We start from the raw sequence: 20,101 nt of genomic DNA, 5'->3' as shown, positions 1-20,101 counted from the left end.
GGTTTGGTTAATACAAGTGATAAATGTACATCTAACTCCCTATATTCTATGTTAATATAAGATGAACAAATACAAATCTATTTGCGTGTTATAAACAGGTTTTAAACATTTTCCATTTATAAAAGGAATACTGCCAATTGAAAAAATATAAACTCTTAAATTTCAAAGTGGTTTTTTGTATTTTCGCAACAATAGCAAACCAACACATCATTATTCTATGGATATCAACTTCAATAAAAATGAAGACGTTAATAAATTAAAGGTTTCAAATTTAAGAGATCGACTTGCAAAAATTAAACTTGGCGGCGGTGAAAAGCGTATTGAAAAACACCATGCTAAAGGAAAGATGACAGCAAGAGAACGTATTAACTATTTACTAGATGATCACGAAGCTGCTATTGAAATTGGTGCTTTTGCTGCAGATGGTATGTACGAAGACCATGGTGGTTGCCCAAGTGCAGGTGTTGTTATTAAAATAGGACACGTTAAAGGCAAACAGTGTATTGTTGTAGCAAATGATGCTACCGTAAAAGCTGGTGCTTGGTTTCCTATGACAGGCAAGAAGAACTTGAGAGCCCAAGAAATAGCTATGGAAAATAGATTACCTATTATTTATTTAGTAGATAGTGCTGGTGTGTATTTACCAATGCAAGATGAAATCTTTCCAGACAAAGAGCATTTTGGACGCATTTTTAGAAACAATGCTGTGATGAGTAGTATGGGTATTACTCAAATAAGTGCTGTTATGGGCAGTTGTGTTGCTGGTGGTGCCTATTTACCTATTATGAGTGATGAAGCGTTGATAGTAGATAAAACTGGAAGTATATTTTTAGCTGGAAGCTATCTTGTAAAAGCTGCCATTGGTGAAACTATAGATAATGAAACTCTTGGAGGCGCAACAACACATTGTGAAATTAGCGGTGTAACAGATTATAAGTCTAAAGACGACAAAGATGCTTTAGATACCATAAAGAATATCATGGATAAAATTGGCGATTTTGATAAAGCTGGTTTTAATCGTAAAAAAGCTCAAAAACCATCTTTAAATCAAGATGAAATTTTCGGAATCTTACCAAAAGCTAGGCATGAGCAATATGATATGATGGAGATTATCTCAAGATTAGTAGATAACTCTGAATTTGAAGCTTATAAAGACGGCTATGGACAAACAATTATTACTGGATATGCTCGCATAGATGGTTGGGCTGTTGGAATTGTAGCCAACCAACGTAAAATTGTAAAAACCAAGAAAGGTGAAATGCAATTTGGTGGTGTAATTTATAGCGACAGTGCAGATAAAGCCACACGATTTATAGCAAACTGTAATCAAAAGAAAATACCGCTAGTGTTTTTACAAGATGTTACAGGTTTTATGGTAGGTAGTAAAAGTGAACATGGTGGCATTATTAAAGATGGCGCTAAATTAGTAAATGCTGTAAGTAACAGTGTTGTTCCTAAGTTTACTATTGTAATTGGCAACTCTTATGGTGCCGGTAATTATGCAATGTGCGGAAAGGCTTATGACCCAAGATTAATTGCGGCTTGGCCAACTGCAGAGCTTGCTGTAATGAGTGGAAACTCTGCTGCAAAAGTGTTATTGCAAATTGAAACTGCATCCTTAAAGAAACAAGGCAAAACAATTACTAAAGAGAAGGAAGATGAAATGTTTAAGAAGATAAAAGATCGTTATGACGAGCAAGTGTCTCCTTACTACGCTGCATCTAGATTATGGACAGATGCTGTAATTAATCCTTTAGATACCAGAAAATGGATTTCTCATGGGATTGAAGCTGCAAACCACGCTCCTATAGAGAAGAAGTTTAATCTTGGTGTTTTACAGGTTTAATATCTTTAATTCATAAGATTTTGATCCAGTGTATTTAATCTATGTATTTTACCTGAATCTGTCTCTTCAAATTTTTCTATAAATATGATTTGTTTTGGACGCTCAAAACGATCTAGTGTTTTCAAGCTTTTTATGGCTTGAGAAAGATTTGTTTTGGTTTCTTCAGAAAATTCTCTCTCTACGAGTAAGATTAGTTTTTCTCCTAGAGAATCATCTTCTACAGAAGCTACAAAAAATCTATGCCCTATTATTTTAGATAATTTGGTTTCAATTTCTTCAGGATACAATTTTACACCACCACTATTTATGACATTGTCATACCTACCACGCCATATAAATTTTTTATAGGTAAGCAGCTCTACAACATCATTTGTTACAAGCTCCTCATCACTAACATTAGGTGCTTTAATTATAAGACAGTCTCTATGGTCTAACTTTATAGTCACCTTAGGAAAGGTCTTAAATGGTATGGTAGTTTTTTTCTGCTTTTTAGGATTTATACGTCGTGCGGCAATATGGCTACAGGTTTCTGTCATACCATAAGTTTCATACACCTTAGTTTTAATTCCTTGTACAAGCTTGCTTAAATTAACAGAAATAGCACCACCACCAACTATTAGTTTTTTTACTAAATGCAGTCTCGCTAATGAGTTATCAAGCTGAAATGGCGTCATTGCACAAAAATCATAACGCTTGTAAACTTGATCTAAAGGATTTGCTTTTGGAGGAACCATATCTAGTTCCCAACCCAAAACTATTGCCCTAACCAACATCATCTTACCAGCTATATAATCTGCAGGCAAACATAATAATGCAGTACATGGATTTTGAAGTTTAAAGAATTTTTGAGAGGCAAGAGCACTATTTATCATATGCTCTTTTTTAAGTTTAATTACCTTAGGTTTTCCGGTAGAACCAGATGTACTAACTTCTACATAGTCTTTCTCATCTAACCAATCTAAAAGAAAATTACCTACTTTCTCTTCATAAGGCTCTCCTTCCTTTACCAAACTGTAAGCAACCACCTTTAGGTCTTGAGAAGAATAATGGTGCTTGTTAAGTTTAAAATCTCGATGTGTCTCTACGGTCTCTATATTTAGTTCTTCTAACATAATTATCAATGTTAGACTAAGATATTAACTTATACGTTATGAGAATACTAAGAAAGCGTTATATTTTTATTCTAAATCTTCAGCATCAGATAGTATACTGTAATCTGGATCAACAGGTTTTTGATAAACATTTACTTTTCCAATTAGACGTTCCTTCCAATTATTCCATTTGTAAACTTTTCCAAATATGAATAATAATAAAGGAAACATTATAAAAACTGGAGCAATTAACTCCACAAACCCTAAGCTAGGATCTGAAATATCTTTAAAAATAGAATCGGTTTGCAATGCTGTCCAGTCTGCGGTAACTAAGAGCGCAGTAAATATATTATTTGCAGCGTGAAACCCTAAGGCCAACTCCATACCATCATCCATTAAGGTAAGTATCCCTAAAAACAAACCTGTACCAATATAATACACCATAACACCATAGCCTAGTTTATCTACTTCTGGGTTTGCAATATGCAATAATCCAAATACTACTGATGTAAGCAGTAATGGAAACCATTTGTTTTTCACAAAATAACCAATGCCCTGCATTAAGTATCCTCTAAATAAATATTCCTCAAAACTGGTTTGAAAAGGCAATAGCAGGAAAGATATAAGACAAAGTATTATGAATGGCTGCCAATTAAAATTTAACACATAATCTTCAGGTGTAACAGCATAATCTAATAACACCAATCCAGATGATAGTATACCCCAAAAGAAGAACGCAAAGAATATTCGTTTCCAGTCTACAGTTTTTCTTGCTGTTGTTAATGAGGTAATGCTTTGCTCGTGTAGTTTTTTTACTGCAAAAAGCAGAAACAATAAACCACCAAGAAACGGAAGAATGATAAAAATTAAATTAACGTTGGAAGAAAATGCTGTCATAACTGCAGAAACATCTTCTAATTGTGAAGCCTCTAATTCACCTTGTGCCACTTTGTAACCTAATCCTATAAGATGTGGTACAGAGAAAACAAAAACACCAACTATAGCTATTATCACACCAATAATATAACGCCACCAATCATGAAGTGTGTTTTGAACTTGTGCTATATACATAAAATTTAATTTAAGGGTTTAGAGATTAGACGCCATAAAAGTATCTATGTTACGTCTGAATATTAGATACAGTAAATTGAATTATTCACCATCTGACATTTCATGCTTTTTCTGTTTAAATGGTCTAATTATTAGTCGTGCAGCTTTATCATAATTAATATAATTATACGTCCAATTAAAGAATGTAACTAACCTATTTCTAAAACCGACCAAAAACCAAAGGTGAATAAACATCCAGATAAACCAAGCAAAAAAACCACCAATACGAAATTTACCTAAATCGACAACTGCTTTATTTCTACCTATAGTAGCCATTGTGCCTTTATCAAAATAGCTAAACGGCTCAAGTGGTTTACTTTTTAATATATGTTTAATGTTTTTGGCAAGTTGTGCACCTTGTTGAATGGCAGGTTGTGCAACCATCGGATGTCCTTTAGGGTATTCATTACTTGCCATTAATGCTATGTCTCCTACCGCAAAAATATGCTCATAACCCTCAACTTGATTAAATGCGTTTACTTTATATCGGTTTGCTTTATCTATAATAGCATTAGCGTTTAAACCTTTTACTGGTGCTCCTGTTACACCTGCAGACCAAATAAACGTTTCGGTTTCAAAAGACAAATCGCTTTTAGTAGTTACTGTTTTACCATCATAGTCTTCAACAAACGTTTCAAAATGTAGCTGTACTCCTAAGTTTTTTAGGAATTTCTCTGCTTTTTTTGAAGCTGCCGCACTCATTGGCGGTAAAACCCTATCTAAACCTTCAATAAGATGTATTTCCATCTCATTTATATCTAGTCCAGGATAATCTTTGGGAATTACATTGTTTTTAAGTTCTGCAATAGCACCACTTAACTCTACTCCAGTTGGACCAGCACCAGCAATGACAAAGTTTAATAATGCTTTCCTCTTTTCTTTTGAAGCTGTAATATTAGCTTGCTCTAAGTTTTCAAGAATTAAGCTTCTAATGTTTAAAGCTTGTGGTACAGTTTTCATCCACATTCCGTTTTCTTCTATACTCTTATTGCCAAAGAAATTTGTTTTGCTTCCTGTAGCAATTACCAAGTAGTCAAATTTTAAATCACCTATGTTGGTTGAAATTGAATTTGTTTCAGCATTTATTTGATGCACCTCTGCCATCCTGTAATGACAGTTGCTTGCATTCTTAGTTATTTTTCGCAATGGATACGCTATGGAATCCGGCTCTAAACCACTAGTAGAAACCTGGTATAATAAAGGTTGAAACGTATGGTAATTTCTCTTGTCTAATAACACCACTTGTAATGGCAATCCTTTAAGTTTTTTTACTAGAGAAATGCCTGCAAAACCGCCACCAATTATAACTAATCGTGGATGTTCTGTTTTTGGAAGATTCATAGAAGATGTTTCTCCCAAAGATACGAAACAAAGCATTTTACTATTCTTAAACAGGCGTTAAACCAGTACTTTTTTAAATATATATTTGCTTCAGATATTTTAAAACTTATTTTTTTTCTAATTGCGCTGTAACAAGTTATAACTTTATACAACTAACAAGTAACTATCTAACAACCTGTGAAAACACAATTAGAACAACGTTTTGTAGCCCAACTCGAGGAAAACCAAAACATTGTGCATAAAATTTGTCGTATGTATACCAACGACCAGCAATCGCACAAAGATTTGTTTCAAGAGATTACCATACAGTTGTGGCGTGCCTACCCTAAATTTAGAGGAGACTCTAAGTTTAGTACGTGGATGTATAGAGTAGCCTTAAACACTGCTATAACATTATACAGAAAATCTAAACGCCGAATTAAAACACAGGATTATGATACGGTTCATTTTAAGATTAGTGACATACCTTATGATGATGAAACAGAACAGCAGCTTAACCTAATGTATAAAGCCGTTAAGCAGTTAAATGACATAGAAAAAGCTTTAGTATTTCTTTATTTAGAAGATAAGAATTACAGAGATATTTCTGAAACCTTAGGAATAAGCGAGGTAAATGCAAGAGTGAAGATGAACCGAATAAAAACAAAATTAAAAACAATATTAAATCCGTAGATATCATGGAAGGATTGGATTTATTGAAACAGGAATGGAAGAAGCAGGATGCTTCTCTTCCTAAATATAAGAGTAACGATTTATATAAGATGCTTCTAGAAAAGTCGTCTTCTATAGTAAAGTGGATATTTTATATAAGTATTATAGAGTTTGTATTCTGGATAGGCTTATCTGTTATCATTGCTATTTTTGATAAGGATAATATGATGACAAAACCAGAATTTCAAGTTTTTAACTGGATTAGTAATATTATCTTTTATGGGGTAATTATCTTTTTTATGGTTAAGTTTTATATAAACTACAAACGCATAAACACAGATGATTCTATAAAAGGACTAATGCGAAATATAATACAGACAAGACGTACTGTTAAGCATTATGTCTGGTTTAACCTTTTATTCTTTGCACTTTCATTTTGTGTAGTAAGTGTATTAATGTATACCCATAATGAATTTGGTACAACTCCAGAAGGTGTATCTCCATACCTGTTGTTGTTTGTATTAATTGCCACTCTAATTGTTATTTTAGGGATACTAATACTTTTTTACAGATTGGTATATGGTATATTAACAAGACGCTTAAAAAAGAACTACAAGGAACTAAAAACTATGGAGATATAAGGAATGTGATGTTGCTTAGTTTAATGACTATTGCTTACTAGCAAACATCTTTACATCTGTTTCTACAATCTCTTTGTTTCCTAAAATTATAAGGCGCTCAACAACATTACGCAGTTCACGTATGTTTCCTGTCCAATCATATTCCTGTAATAGCTTGATGGCATCTTTTGAAAAACTTTTAGCAGGTGTGCCGTGTTCTTCAGATATCTTACCAGAAAAATAGTTTACCAGTAGTGGTATATCTTCTCTACGCTCGTTTAATGAAGGTACTTTTATAAGAATTACTGCAAGCCTATGGTAAAGGTCTTCCCTAAAATTCTTTTCTTCTATTTCTTGTTTAAGGTCTTTATTTGTAGCGGCTACAACACGTACATTTACTTTTATATCCTTATCACTACCCACACGTTGAATCTTATTTTCTTGAAGTGCACGTAGTACTTTAGCCTGTGCTGACAGACTCATATCACCAACCTCATCTAAGAAAATTGTACCACCATTTGCAGCTTCAAACTTACCAGCGCGATCTTTGTTTGCAGAAGTAAATGCACCTTTTACGTGACCAAATAATTCACTTTCAATTAATTCTGAAGGTATTGCAGCACAGTTAACCTCAATCATTGGTCCTTTAGAGCGTTCACTCTTTTGGTGTATCCAATGTGCTACCAACTCTTTTCCAGTACCATTAGGACCTGTTATAAGCACTCGTGCATCTGTAGGTGCTACTTTTTCTATCATTTCCTTAATAGTGTCTATTTCTTTAGACTCGCCTATCATTTGATAGTTTTTACCAACCTTACGCTTTAATCGTTTGTTTTCAACTACAAGTTCTTTTCTATCTAATGCAATTCTAACGGTATTTAAAAGCCTGTTTAAATCTGGTGGTTTAGAAATATAATCGAATGCTCCTAAACGCATAGTGTTTACCGCAGTATCTAAATCGCCATGACCAGAAATCATAACAATTGGAGTTTCTGGTTTAATTTTCTTCGCAGCTTCTAACACTTCGACACCATCCATCTTTGGCATCTTAATATCACAAAGAACCAAGTCAAAATCATTATCTTTTATAAGCTCAATTCCAGAAAGACCATCTTCTGCCTCTTGCACTTCATACGTGTCATTTTCTTCAGAAAGTATTTTTGTAAGTACGCGGCGTATTGCAGCTTCGTCTTCTATTATAAGTATTTTTGGCATTGTTTAGAGTTTAAATTTAATTCCGCCACGAGAATAAAACGTGTTAGAATCGTTTACAGTATACACATCGTCTGTATCTTCGTTTCGCATTCTTATATCATTAAGAAGTGTATATCCTGCATAAGCATAAAGTAACAGGTGATCTGTTAAGTAATATTCGTAACCTAGTCCTGCTAATACAACTGTCATGGAGATATTGTCTGCTGGTTTAGTTGTAGGGTTACCATCTACATCTATGTTATCTTGTATATTTGCAAAAAATCCGTCTAGAGTTACAAAAGATTGTACAATACTCTTTTCACTAAAATAATGTTTGAGGTTAGTTTTTGGAACACCCAACGTATAGCTCCATTTTTCTGAAGCTCTTACATTATAGTTAATTACAGGAAGAGGAAAAGGCCTACCAGCTGTGGTTGAATATCTTAACCCTAAGATTAATCTCCAGTTTTTAGAAGTTCCTGGTTGGTCCTCCATATCTTTATCTTTAATAAAGTATACAGCACCTGAGAATAAAAGATCGTCTGATTTTATACCATCTGTAAAGTTAGACGCTATAATTGTTCCTGTTTTTACTCCAAACCTCCAGTCATTTTTCATTTTAAAGGTATAACCTAATGAAAGATCATAAGACTGGAATCTCTCTAAATCTCTTGTAGGAAATGGCGTTAAATCTTCATACACCAAATTTACATTTCTGTATTCTGCTCCAATAACAAGGTAACTGCCTTCTTTAACTTTTATAGGTGCATTTATTAATGCCCTAAAACGCCTAAATGAATTGTCTGAATCTGATTGTGGAAAATAGGTATATTCAATTCTGGCTAAGTCTGAAGTTTGGGCTTCTGCTTGATGCATGCCAATACTTAAGAAAGCGAATATTACTAAACAGATTCTAGTCATTTGCAAGGTTATTATTTGGGTTATTATTTGGTTGATTAAATATATGCACATCGCGTTGTGGGAACGGTATAGACACATTGTTTAATCTAAATTTCTTATCTATATTAAAACGAAGTTCACTTTTAATTTTAGGATCTACAAAAGAATCGCTAACAAAAAAGTAAACGCCAAAAAGCAGAGCAGAGTCGGCAAAGTCTTCAAACAGGACAAAAGGTGCAGGTTTTTTTAGTATGCCACGTTGTTCTGCAGCACAATCTAAAAGAATCTGTTTCACTTTTTCTGTGTCACTTCCGTAAGCCACGCCAACTTTTACGGCTTCACGTGTGGTCTTATGGTTTTGTGTGTAGTTAAAGATCGTATCACTTATAAATTTATGATTTGGTATGATAATTACCTTATCATCTCTTGTTAAGGCTCTTGTGGTGCGTAATTTTATTTCTATTACACGTCCTACTCTACCTTCCATCTCTATGATATCTCCTACGTGTAAAGATTTATCTGTTATTATAAAAACACCACCAATAACATCTTGAAATAACTCTTGTAATGCTAAACCTAAACCAACAAATAATGCTGCAGAAGCTGCTAACAATGCTGTAATTTGTACACCTGCTGAGTTTAGTGTTATGATAATTACGAACAGATAAATAACATACTTAAAGAAACTAAATATGCTTATAAACTTGTTCTTATCTTCAATTTCCATTTTACGTGTGTAAAACTTCCTAAAGAATCTAAGTGCATATGTAGTGATAAGGAACACTAATATTACCAATAGCAACATTCCGACAGTAAGGTGTATTTCCTTATCGGTACCTGCATTCCAACGCGGGCCATAGTTTAAAAATTCTTTAATGGAGCCCCAACCAAGAATGTCTGTCTCTATAGCTTTTTCTACACCTTCTTCAGCTTTCTCTACAGATTCCTTGACCTTGTCTTGAACGTCTTGTAATAATATAATAAATGATATAAGTAACTTCATTAGTATTTAAGCCATTTATACAGTTCTTTAAATGTTGGTTTTTTACCGTATTTTAAAATTCCTACTTTATAAATTTTTGCTGCTAACCAAACCATACCCCAAATAGACAAAGCTAAAATTAACATGGATAAGGCTACTTCCCAAATAGGTACACCAAAAGGAATACGCATAAGCATTACAATTGGCGAAGTGAGTGGTATCATAGAAAATATAACGGAAACTGTACCGTGAGGGTTTTCGATTACTGAAAAGAAACCTACATATATTCCTAACATAAGTGGCAGTATAACTGGCAACATAAATTGTTGGGTGTCTGTCTCACTATCTACAGCCGCTCCTATTGCCGCGTAAATTGAACTGTACAGAAAATAGCCTCCTGTAAAATATAAGAAAAAACATACAATAAGTGACAACAGTGGTAATTTAGAGAACGCTATTATAAAATCCTGCATCGTATTAGAATTGGAAGCGGCTTCTAAAGCTTGTTGTTGTACTATGGTTCCTTCTGAAGTATCTATGCCTAAAATTGTAGTTACAACAGTTAATAAAATGCTTCCTAAAATAACCCAGATTGTAAACTGCGTTATACCAGCTAAGGAAGTACCTAATATCTTCCCTAACATAAGATGTATAGGTTTTACTGAAGAAATTATAATCTCAATAATCCTATTTACCTTTTCTTCGATAACACTACGCATTACCATGTTACCATAAATTATAATGAACATCATTAAGAGATATCCTGCAATACCGCCAAATACCATTTTAGTAATGTTATCTAACTTAGAGCTTTTTTCGCCCTGAAAGTTTTCTATGTCTAAATTAACAGATGCTCTTGCTTTATCTAACGCAGAAGACTCTACACCTTCAGACAACAACCTCATATTAGATAACTTTCTGGATAGCGTATTCTCTATATTAGATATAACAATAAAGCTTGGTGACTCTTTTGAAAAAAACTTGACTTCAGTTTCAAATGTGGGATTATTAATTTGTTTAGGTATTACTAACAATCCATAATAGTCATCTTTCATAGCTTGTTCTTTGGCAAGCTCTACACTTAACCTAGAAACATCTAAATAGTTAATGTCGTTAGTGTTTTCAAAATCTGAGTAAAATGTACGATTAGCATCATGTATGGCTACTACCTTGGTCTCATCATTATTTAACTTAGCGAGATAGGCAATTAGGACTATCATTCCCACAAAGATTAACGGACTTAAAAATGTCATAATGACAAACGTCTTATTTCTAACACGTGCCAAATATTCTCTTTTAATTATAAGTTTTAAGTTACGCATGATCTGTGACGCTTTCTATAAATATATCGTGAATAGAAGGTATTACTTCCTTAAAATGAACTACTTGACCTTTACTCATTAGGTATTGAAGTAAATTATTAGATGTATTATTTGTATCTACCTGTATTGTACATTTTAATATATTTTCTAAGCTCTTAAAATGTGCTGGAGAAATTGTATATAATTCTTCTAATTCTTTTTGTAGCTCTGTAATGTTTGACGTTTTAATACCAACCTCATATTGATTTGAGCGGTATGCCTTTTTAACTTCTGTAATTTCTCCATCGAGAAGTTTATTACCGTGATGTATTAATGCCACATAATCGCAAAGTTCTTCTACAGACTCCATTCTGTGAGTTGAAAATACTATTGTAGCACCATTGTCTCTTAGCTTTAAAATCTCATCTTTTATAAGATTAGCATTAACAGGATCAAAACCACTAAAAGGCTCATCAAAAATTAAAAACTTTGGTTCGTGTAATACCGTTACAATAAATTGAATTTTTTGAGCCATTCCTTTAGAGAGCTCTTCAATCTTTTTGTTCCACCAACTTTCTATTCCAAACTTTTCGAACCAATATGTTAGTCTTGTTCTAGCTTGCTGTTTGCTTAGTCCTTTTAGTTGCGCTAAATACAAAGCCTGCTCTCCAACTTTCATACTTTTATAAAGTCCACGTTCTTCTGGCAAGTAACCAATATGAGCAACGTGATGTTGTTGCAATGGCTCTCCGTCTAAAAGTATTTGTCCAGATGTTGGAACACTAATCTGGTTAATAATACGCAGCAATGTTGTCTTGCCTGCACCATTAGGGCCAAGAAGACCAAAAATACTGCCTTTGGGAATTGCCAATGATACCGAGTTTAATGCGGTAAAGTCACCGTAAGTTTTGGTAACGTTTTTAGCTTCCAGAATGTAGTCCATATGCTTCAAAAGTAAGGCTAAATGTACATTTTTTAAGGGTGTTTAAGAAGACTTTAATAATGATTTATTACACAGTGACTTCTATAAAAAACAAAACCCATCCTTAGTAAACCAAGGATGGGAAAAAAATTGCTATGAAAAAGAAAATACCACTAATAAGTTATTAGTGATATTCAAATATATGTAAAATATTGTTAAAGAACCTAAATTATGAAAACATATCTTTTACTTTCTCAAAAAACGACTTATCGCCACCTTCTGGATTTGGTATAAAGTTTTCATCATTCTGCATTCTTTCAAAAAACTCTTTCTGTTCTTTGTTTAATGTCTTAGGAGTCCACACATTTACGTGTACTAAAAGGTCTCCTTTTCCATAGTTATTAATACTAGGAATACCTTTTCCTCTCAATCTTAATATCTTACCACTTTGGGTACCTTCATCTATCTTAATTCTTACTTTACCCGTTACAGTGTCTATTTCTTTTGATGCTCCTAAAGCAGCTTCAGAGAAGCTAATATAAAGATCGTAGTGAAGATTGTCTCCTTCACGTTGTAAGTTAGGATGCTCTTTTTCTTCAATAGCTACCAATAAGTCTCCTGCAATACCATTTCCTGGCGCTTCGTTACCTTTTCCAGTAACTTTAAGCTGCATTCCATCTACAACACCTGCTGGTATTTTAATGCTTACAGTTTCCTCAACAGTTGTCATACCTTGAGCATCTGCTCCAGAGCCTTTAGACTCAACAATTTGCCCTGCACCATTACAAACGTTACAAGTAGCTGCAGTTTGCATTCTACCTAAAATTGTATTGGTTACTCTTGTTACTTGTCCAGAACCATTACAGGTTGTACAGGTTTTAAACGTTGTACCTTCTGCTTGTTTCTTTCGTTTTACTTTTATTTTTTTCTCTACACCATTTGCAATTTCCTCAAGTGTAAGTTTTACTCTAATCCTTAGGTTGCTTCCTTTTACACGGCGTTGTCCGCCGCCACCAAAGCCGCCTCCAAAACCAGAGAAACCGCCACCGCCGCCGCCAAATGCGCCGCCAAAGATATCACCAAATTGGCTAAAGATATCGTCCATATTCATACCGCCACCGCCAAAGCCGCCAGAACCATCGAAAGCTTGGTGACCATATTGATCGTAACGTGCTCTCTTTTGAGGATCTCTTAAAACTTCATAAGCTTCTGCAGCTTTTTTAAACATTGCCTCTGCCTCTTCATTACCAGGATTTTTATCTGGATGATATTTTATGGCCTTCTTACGGTATGCTTTTTTAATTTCTGCATCACTAGCACCTTTGCTAATTCCTAATATGTCGTAATAATCTTCTTTCATATCTGTGTTTTCTAAATCCTAAAATGAGGTTTAGATTAAAATCTATGAGTCTACTTTTACATCCAGACTCTGTAAGATGTGACATCTTAATGCCAATATTACATTCCTGTTACCACCTTTGGGTAACGTATTATACGCTCTCCTAACTTGTAGCCTTTTTCAACCACATCAACAATCTTACCTTTAAGCTTGTCTTTTGGAGCTGGAATTTGTGTGATAGCTTCGTGAATTTCTGCATCAAAAGTATCACCTTCTTTTACTTTCATTTCAGTAAGACCTTTGCTTACTAAAGTATCTCTTAACTTATTATGAATAAGCTCTACTCCTTTAGATAGGTTTTTATCTTTTGCTTTGCTTATTTCAGAATGTGCACGATCAAAATCATCTAACACAGGAAGCATAGCACCCATCATTTCTTGGTTTGCTGTCTTATACAACTCCATACGCTCTCTACTTGTGCGCTTCTTAAAGTTTTCAAATTCAGCAAATAATCGTAAGAATTTATCTTTTTCCTTTTGTAAATCTTCTTTTAAAGTTTCAAGTTCAGAAACTTCGGTTGTTTCTTCTTCTGTCTCTCCTTTGTTTTCTTGTTCTTCAGAAACTTTATCTATAGCGTCGTCTAAGACTTCTTCTATATTATCTTTAACTGTAGATTCTTCTTTATTAGTGCTCATTTTCTAAATCAAATTTTATAACTGAATATAAGTTGGCAAAAGTACTGCCAATACTTCTAAAATGTCAAAATGTCATCGCAATAATTTAATAATAATTTAAGAGCATACATTTATATACTATGTAATTTTGCATCATATTAAATTATTTAAAAACTAAGATTATGAAACGATTTTTCTTGAATGCTGCACTTGCTCTTGCTCTTGTAGGTACTACTGTAGCTTGTAAAGGTGATAAAAAAAATGAAACAGAAGCTGGTGAAGCTCAAACTGAAGTTGCTGCCTCTGAAGCTGCTGCTAAATACAAAGTAGATACTGCTGCATCTTCTTTAATGTGGATGGGTTCTAAGCCAACAGGTAAACACAATGGTACAGTAGCTATAGAGTCTGGTGTATTAAACGTTGAAAACGGTACAATACAGAGTGGTACTTTTATTATTGATATGACTACTATTGAATCTACAGATTTAGAAGGTGATATGAAGAATAATTTAGATGCGCACCTTAGAGGAACTGTTGAAGGTAAAGAAGGTGACTTCTTTAATGTTCAAAAATATCCTAATGCTGCATTTTCTGTAACAGGTGTAACTGAAAAAGATGGTAAGACTTACGTACAAGGTAACTTACAAATTAAAGAGAAAAAGAATAATATTGAATTTCCTGTAACTACAACTATGAATGGTGACACTATGACTTTAGAGTCTGAGCCATTTACAATAGATCGTACTAAATGGGATGTAAACTACGGATCAAAATCTGTATTTGACAACTTAGGAGACAAGTGGGTAAGTGACGATATGGAAATTACTGTAAAGCTAGTTGCAAATAAAGCATAAGTTTTAAGTAACAATTTATTAAAGCGAGGCAGAAATGTCTCGCTTTTTTTTGTGTTTTAAATTAAAGAACCAGCGTAATTGCTCACAGTTTTAGGTTATTATAAGGGTGAAATTTAATAACCTAAACTTAAAATTTAAAGACTTTTTAAATTTATAACGTATTTATTTTAAAGTTTTTAAGTATAAATAGCTCTAACTAATTTTATTTTAAGTATTTTCGCACTTTATTAATTAATTATTTTATAATGCAAACAGGAACAGTAAAATTCTTCAATGACACTAAAGGATTTGGTTTTATCAAAGAAGAAGGAACAAACGAAGAGCACTTTGTACACGTTACAGGTTTAATCGACGAGATTAGAGAAGACGACAGAGTTGAATTCGAATTGAAACAAGGTAACAAAGGAATGAACGCCGTTAACGTAAGAGTTATCGACTAAGCATATATTTTTTATCAAAGTAAAAGCCCTATCAAATAAATGATAGGGCTTTTTTTATGTTTAAGCTTTGTTGTTACTTTTCTATTAGTTATTACCTAATATAATTGGCAAACCACCATCGCCACCACCTACAACTACAACTTTAGCATTTGGAGATTTAGATAATTGCAAGGTTGCTTCAATACCTTTTTCCTGTAAAATTTTATCTGTTAAAGATGCACTTAAAATACGGTTTGCTGCTGCTTTACCTTCTGCATCAATACGTTGGCGCTCTGCCTCTTTCTCTGCTTTAGTAAGCCTAAACTCATATTCTAAAGATTCCTGTTCTTGTCTTAATTTACGCTCAATGGCGTCTTTAATTGTAGGTGGCAAAGTAACATCTCTTACTAACACTTCATTTAATTGAATAAACTGGTCATTCACAAGATTTCTAGTTTCTTCAAAAATTTCTTGTTGTATAGCATCTCTCTTGCTAGAATATAATTGCTCTGGTGTATAACGTCCCACTACACTTCTTGCTGCAGATCTTATACTAGGCAACAACACGCGCTCTTTATAGTCACGGCCTTTTTGACGGTGAAGCTTTCCTAAATCGTCATATATTGGTTGAAACCAAGCAGATGCATCGATATTAATTTCTAGACCGTTGCTTGATAATACTTTCATCTTTTCAAATACTTCCTGCTGTCTTACTTCGTATACAATTACTTTGTTCCAAGGTGCAATTAAGTGAAAGCCTTCACCTAGTGGAGACTCTTCTGTTACTACACCGCCACCAAAAGTTTTATAAAGTACACCAGCTTCTCCAGATCCTATTGTGATTGCAGATTTTGCTAGAATTATGATGATAATGACTACTCCTATAATAATTGGTAATCCTATCTTAGGTAATTTGTCCATGTTTTGTTTTTATATTTAGTTATATTAATCCGTTATACTTTCTAATAAACCACTCCAAACTAAGAGTTAAGATTATGATGCCTAATAAATAGTACCAATCTATTAAAGGTTTAATTTGCTTTTGTTGTTTTTGTATGGGGTTATAAGTTTCATTTTCTAATAAATTAGTTATAAGCTGAGCTGAATTACCCATACTGTACAGCTCTTTATTAGTATTAGTCGCTATTTGTTGTAACGGTGTTACATTAGCACTTAAAAATTGTTGCTCCACATTAAATTCAATAATCTCAAAATTTCCAGATCTTGAGATTGACTCGCCTGCAACTGTTACCGAAAATTTGTAGGAATCTGGAGTAAGACTACTTAAGTCTACCTCATACCTATTATTTTTTAAAACCATAGGTATCTCTTGCCTTGTATTGTTGCGCTCACCAATTACAACCATAGAGAGTTTAGCCCTCGCATCGAACTCATAATTCTTATCAAAATACTGAGCGGCTATTACAATGTTATCTCCACCATTGTAAAAAGAGTTGTAATTTATATTTAACCTATTACGCCTTTCCTTAGATGCTAAATATTGTATTAATTTACCAACAAATTCATCAAAGGGTTCAAAAGATTGGTTATCTAAATAACTTTGAGCTCTCCATCTCCAAATACCTTCTCCAAATAAAACAGCGTGTCGTTGTGCTCCATCTTCAATGGTTGTTAGCAGTGAGCTTCCTGTTGGTAGTCCTGAAATTGTTTGCATTAATAGTGGCGTATGGGCTTTTTTAATAGACACTTCACCAAACTCATCTACTAATGGAGGAAAGTTTGAAAATCCTATATCGTCTACCTGAAATGTTGAAAAATTAGAATTGAATTCTGCTTGATAATCTTCAACTTGAGCACTTAATTCTCTAGTAAACAACTCACCATTATCGTTCAAAAATCTATAATCTGTACGTGTTCCTGTTATTGTAAACGTATTTATGCCTAACGTTTTTATAGTTTCATAATAAGGTTTAAAACTTACATTAGGTTGGTAAAGCAATACTGCTTGATAATCTTTTAAATTAATATCTGGCTCATCACTTTTTTTAATAGTAACGTTGCGTTGCTCATTGCTTTCTATTGCTTTTTTTAGTGTCCCTAAATCTGGATGAATTATACTTGTTAAGATTAGAACATTGGTGCGCTCATCTATAACTTCTATTCCAAAAGATTTTTTATTATTTACAGTGTTTTTTTCGGCATCTAAAGCTTGTAAGCTTACAGTATAAGTCTTAACTCCTATTGAAGTTACTGGTAAGGTTACCTGAACAATTTCTGAAGTTTTCTCTTTAGAAAAAGATAATGGCTGACTATAGATTACTCGACCATTTTGAAACACATTTAATTTGGTAGATACTGCTGAATTTCCATTATAATTTGCAATAATTTCAACAGGAAATTTATTGTTTAAAAACGCATATCTATTAGCATTTAACTGAGAAATCTTTAAATCTTGATAGCTTGTGGTGTCTCCAACTATAACAGGATATACATCTTGCTTATATTTTTTAGCAGCGTATTGGTAAGCTTCTCCGTAAGTTTGATTACCATCTGTAATTATTACGGTTGGCGCTACCTTACCCTTATAAATATCTTGAAGCTCTTTAAATGCTGAAGTAACATTGGTTTGGTTTTCTGAAAAGCTAAAAGTGTCTTGAGCTTTTAATGTATTACCAAACGTAAATGTTGAAATGTTATATTTTTCTTGAATATTTTTATTCTCTCTAATTGAAGCTACAAATGCAGTAACCTCATCTGTAGACTTAAAATAGTTTATAGATTGACTATTATCTACAGCTAAAACAAGGTTGCTTTTTTCGAGTACGTAAGAAGTATTTGTAAATTTTGGGTTTATTAAAAGCAGTAATATCCCGAAAATAGAAACAAACCTTAATAACGCTAACATGAAAGACCGCTTAGTACGCTCTTTCTTAGATTTTAAATATTGAAAGACCGCTATTCCTAAAGCAGAAATAGCGGCTAAAAATATTAATAAGATTGTTTGACTTTCCATAGGTGATATTACAAGAATCGTATTCTTTTTGAATCTTGATTTAGGTTAGCATACCACCATCAACATTTAATACTTGTCCTGTAACATAACCACTCATATCACTTCCTAAGAAAACACAAACATTTGCGATATCTTCTGGAGAACCACCACGTTTTAATGGGATAGCATCTCTCCAACTTTGCACTGTTTTCTCATCTAGTTTACCTGTCATTTCAGTTTCTATGAAACCAGGTGCAATTACGTTTGTTCTAATATTTCTGCTTCCAAGCTCTAATGCCATAGATTTAGAAAAACCTACAATACCAGCTTTAGATGCAGCATAGTTACTTTGTCCTGCATTACCTTTTACACCTACAACACTACTCATATTAATAATGCTTCCTTTACGTTGCTTAAGCATAGTACGTTGTACAGCTTTAGTCATATTAAAGACAGATTTTAAGTTAACATCTATAACTTTATCAAAATCTTCTTCTGTCATACGCATTAATAAATTGTCTTTAGTAATACCTGCGTTATTTATAAGAATATCTATACTTTCAAAATCTCTTGCCACATCAGAAACCAAGTCCTGACATTGTTGAAAGCTTGCTGCATTACTTTTATAAGCTTTAGCTTTAACCCCTAAAGCTGAAAGTTCTTTTTCCAATTCTTCTGCAGCTTCAGAAGACGAACTGTATGTAAATGCAATGTTAGCACCGTGTTTTGCAAAAACTTCGGCAATACCTTTACCTATACCTCTACTTGCACCCGTTATAATTGCGTTCTTACCTTCTAATAATTTCATAGTATTAAATCGTGTTTGGTTGTTCAATGGTTGTAAATATAACAAGTTAAATGTATCACGCATAAAAAAACCGTCACAATAGCTGTGACGGTTTATATTAACACTATTAATTAGCTATTACCACCAACCTCTCACATTATAGTTAATTGTTTGTGGTTGATTTTCAAAATAGGTTGTCAATACTTTTTGAGCTGTATCTAAAGACGCTTTTTCTACTTGAGCATCAAGTTTCTGCTGATTTAGAATATACTTCCATTCACGATCCGTAAGGTCTTTTACACGTTTTCCTATATCGTTAGACAGACGTACAGCATCTCTATAACAAGAAGCGTTAGGGTCTATACTAGAAAGTATAATTCCTGCTTTGTCTGCTCCATCTAAATTTTGATCTGTATTCCAAACATTACGTGCATTGTTTAGTTTTAGATTACACTCTGTATCTATCTTCTTTTGATAGTATTCTGGAATTAATGCAGATACTTTGCTATAACAATCTTTACTTACTTGTGGCACTGTGGTTAGGTTAAGTAAAGCCATATCAAAATTGTTTTGTGCAGCCTGGTTTTGAGCTTCAGCTACAATAAAATCACAATTAGTATTATAATACTCTAATATCTTAGGCTTTGCTGCTTCAATTACGCTTTTAAATTCTTTGTTTTCGGGACGTAATTGTTTAAATGCATTTATATATGCCTTTGTTTCATTAGAGCCTACTCCTTTAGCAGTAATAGATCCTGAAGAAAATTTAGTACCAGAAACACCATCTCCTACAAATAATCCAATATCTAAAACAACTACAACTCTAGGTGGCGCCGTAGCCAACACATTTTTCTCTAAGACAGAAACATTTGGTGTAATTATAAATCTTGCATTATTGGTAGATCCTCCTAAACCGTATTTATTAACGGCTCTTGCCAATTTACTTTGTAAGTTATTACGAGCAACTATTGGTAGGTTTTCAATTTGGTTAGAGACATAAGAGGTAAGCTGTATTCTACCTAAATCGTCTGAAGTTCCAAAATCATTTTGAGCTTGTAACGGTAGTAGCGCCAATAAAAGGCCTACCACAACACTATATTTTATATATCTTTTCATG

At 33.4% G+C, this 20,101-nt stretch carries 19 protein-coding genes; 5 read left to right on the top strand and 14 right to left on the bottom strand.

Annotation, left to right across the window (positions count from 1 at the left end):
* Positions 1 to 217 precede the first annotated feature (217 nt).
* A complete protein-coding gene (locus CA2559_RS08225; protein WP_013187407.1) occupies positions 218 to 1,846 on the top strand; it encodes an acyl-CoA carboxylase subunit beta in 1,629 nt (542 codons plus the stop codon).
* Between the two features lie 5 nt (positions 1,847 to 1,851).
* On the opposite strand, the gene CA2559_RS08220 is transcribed toward CA2559_RS08225, so the two are convergent.
* The 3 genes from CA2559_RS08220 to CA2559_RS08210 form a co-directional block, all read right to left on the bottom strand.
* On the bottom strand, positions 1,852 to 2,958 hold the full coding sequence (locus tag CA2559_RS08220; protein ID WP_013187406.1) for an AMP-binding protein: 1,107 nt from the start codon (positions 2,956 to 2,958) through the stop codon (positions 1,852 to 1,854).
* Positions 2,959 to 3,024: 66 nt separating this feature from the next.
* Entirely contained in the window at positions 3,025 to 4,008 is a 984-nt protein-coding gene (locus CA2559_RS08215; protein ID WP_013187405.1) for a CPBP family intramembrane glutamic endopeptidase, read from the bottom strand.
* Positions 4,009 to 4,089: 81 nt separating this feature from the next.
* Positions 4,090 to 5,388 carry an NAD(P)/FAD-dependent oxidoreductase gene (locus CA2559_RS08210; RefSeq protein ID WP_041240967.1) on the bottom strand — a complete coding sequence of 433 codons (1,299 nt, stop codon included), beginning with the start codon at positions 5,386 to 5,388 and terminating at the stop codon, positions 4,090 to 4,092.
* A 177-nt stretch (positions 5,389 to 5,565) separates the two neighbouring features.
* On the opposite strand from CA2559_RS08210, the gene CA2559_RS08205 reads away from it, so the two are divergent.
* A complete protein-coding gene (locus tag CA2559_RS08205; RefSeq protein ID WP_013187403.1) occupies positions 5,566 to 6,060 on the top strand; it encodes an RNA polymerase sigma factor in 495 nt (164 codons plus the stop codon).
* Positions 6,061 to 6,065: 5 nt separating this feature from the next.
* Positions 6,066 to 6,680 carry a hypothetical protein gene (locus tag CA2559_RS08200; protein WP_013187402.1) on the top strand — a complete coding sequence of 205 codons (615 nt, stop codon included), beginning with the start codon at positions 6,066 to 6,068 and terminating at the stop codon, positions 6,678 to 6,680.
* Between the two features lie 27 nt (positions 6,681 to 6,707).
* Here CA2559_RS08200 and CA2559_RS08195 read toward each other — a convergent pair whose 3' ends face one another.
* The 7 genes from CA2559_RS08195 to CA2559_RS08165 form a co-directional block, all read right to left on the bottom strand.
* Complete coding sequence (locus CA2559_RS08195; protein ID WP_013187401.1) at positions 6,708 to 7,874, bottom strand: sigma-54-dependent transcriptional regulator; 1,167 nt, start codon at positions 7,872 to 7,874, stop codon at positions 6,708 to 6,710.
* 3 nt (positions 7,875 to 7,877) lie between these two features.
* Positions 7,878 to 8,774, bottom strand: coding sequence for a DUF6268 family outer membrane beta-barrel protein (locus tag CA2559_RS08190; protein ID WP_013187400.1), 897 nt, complete (start codon positions 8,772 to 8,774; stop codon positions 7,878 to 7,880).
* Entirely contained in the window at positions 8,767 to 9,756 is a 990-nt protein-coding gene (locus tag CA2559_RS08185; protein WP_013187399.1) for a mechanosensitive ion channel family protein, read from the bottom strand. Before CA2559_RS08185 ends, CA2559_RS08190 begins: the two co-directional genes overlap by 8 nt.
* On the bottom strand, positions 9,756 to 11,057 hold the full coding sequence (locus CA2559_RS08180; RefSeq protein WP_013187398.1) for an ABC transporter permease: 1,302 nt from the start codon (positions 11,055 to 11,057) through the stop codon (positions 9,756 to 9,758). Before CA2559_RS08180 ends, CA2559_RS08185 begins: the two co-directional genes overlap by 1 nt.
* Positions 11,050 to 11,979: an ABC transporter ATP-binding protein gene (locus CA2559_RS08175; protein WP_013187397.1), complete on the bottom strand. Its 930-nt coding sequence runs from the start codon at positions 11,977 to 11,979 to the stop codon at positions 11,050 to 11,052. Before CA2559_RS08175 ends, CA2559_RS08180 begins: the two co-directional genes overlap by 8 nt.
* A gap of 208 nt (positions 11,980 to 12,187) precedes the next feature.
* Positions 12,188 to 13,318 (bottom strand): molecular chaperone DnaJ, encoded by a 1,131-nt coding sequence (gene dnaJ, locus CA2559_RS08170; RefSeq protein WP_013187396.1) that lies wholly within the window; start codon positions 13,316 to 13,318, stop codon positions 12,188 to 12,190.
* Positions 13,319 to 13,416: 98 nt separating this feature from the next.
* The gene (locus CA2559_RS08165) at positions 13,417 to 13,992 is read right to left on the bottom strand and encodes a nucleotide exchange factor GrpE (protein ID WP_013187395.1); all 576 of its coding nucleotides are present in this window, start codon (positions 13,990 to 13,992) and stop codon (positions 13,417 to 13,419) included.
* Positions 13,993 to 14,153: 161 nt separating this feature from the next.
* On the opposite strand from CA2559_RS08165, the gene CA2559_RS08160 reads away from it, so the two are divergent.
* Complete coding sequence (locus CA2559_RS08160; protein ID WP_013187394.1) at positions 14,154 to 14,825, top strand: YceI family protein; 672 nt, start codon at positions 14,154 to 14,156, stop codon at positions 14,823 to 14,825.
* Between the two features lie 245 nt (positions 14,826 to 15,070).
* Positions 15,071 to 15,265, top strand: coding sequence for a cold-shock protein (locus CA2559_RS08155; protein WP_013187393.1), 195 nt, complete (start codon positions 15,071 to 15,073; stop codon positions 15,263 to 15,265).
* Between the two features lie 84 nt (positions 15,266 to 15,349).
* On the opposite strand, the gene CA2559_RS08150 is transcribed toward CA2559_RS08155, so the two are convergent.
* The 4 genes from CA2559_RS08150 to CA2559_RS08135 form a co-directional block, all read right to left on the bottom strand.
* Complete coding sequence (locus CA2559_RS08150; protein ID WP_013187392.1) at positions 15,350 to 16,165, bottom strand: prohibitin family protein; 816 nt, start codon at positions 16,163 to 16,165, stop codon at positions 15,350 to 15,352.
* Positions 16,166 to 16,184: 19 nt separating this feature from the next.
* Positions 16,185 to 18,218, bottom strand: a complete 2,034-nt coding sequence (locus tag CA2559_RS08145; protein WP_013187391.1) for a vWA domain-containing protein — start codon at positions 18,216 to 18,218, stop codon at positions 16,185 to 16,187.
* 40 nt (positions 18,219 to 18,258) lie between these two features.
* Positions 18,259 to 19,005, bottom strand: a complete 747-nt coding sequence (gene fabG / locus CA2559_RS08140; protein WP_041240966.1) for a 3-oxoacyl-[acyl-carrier-protein] reductase — start codon at positions 19,003 to 19,005, stop codon at positions 18,259 to 18,261.
* A gap of 117 nt (positions 19,006 to 19,122) precedes the next feature.
* Positions 19,123 to 20,100, bottom strand: a complete 978-nt coding sequence (locus CA2559_RS08135) for a hypothetical protein (RefSeq protein ID WP_013187389.1) — start codon at positions 20,098 to 20,100, stop codon at positions 19,123 to 19,125.
* Between the last annotated feature and the right edge of the window lies 1 nt (position 20,101).

The sequence above is a fragment of the Croceibacter atlanticus HTCC2559 genome, assembly GCF_000196315.1.
Lineage (GTDB): Bacteria > Bacteroidota > Bacteroidia > Flavobacteriales > Flavobacteriaceae > Croceibacter > Croceibacter atlanticus.
Note: the sequence above shows the minus strand (reverse complement) of the source record. Positions and strands in the feature narration are given on the sequence as shown.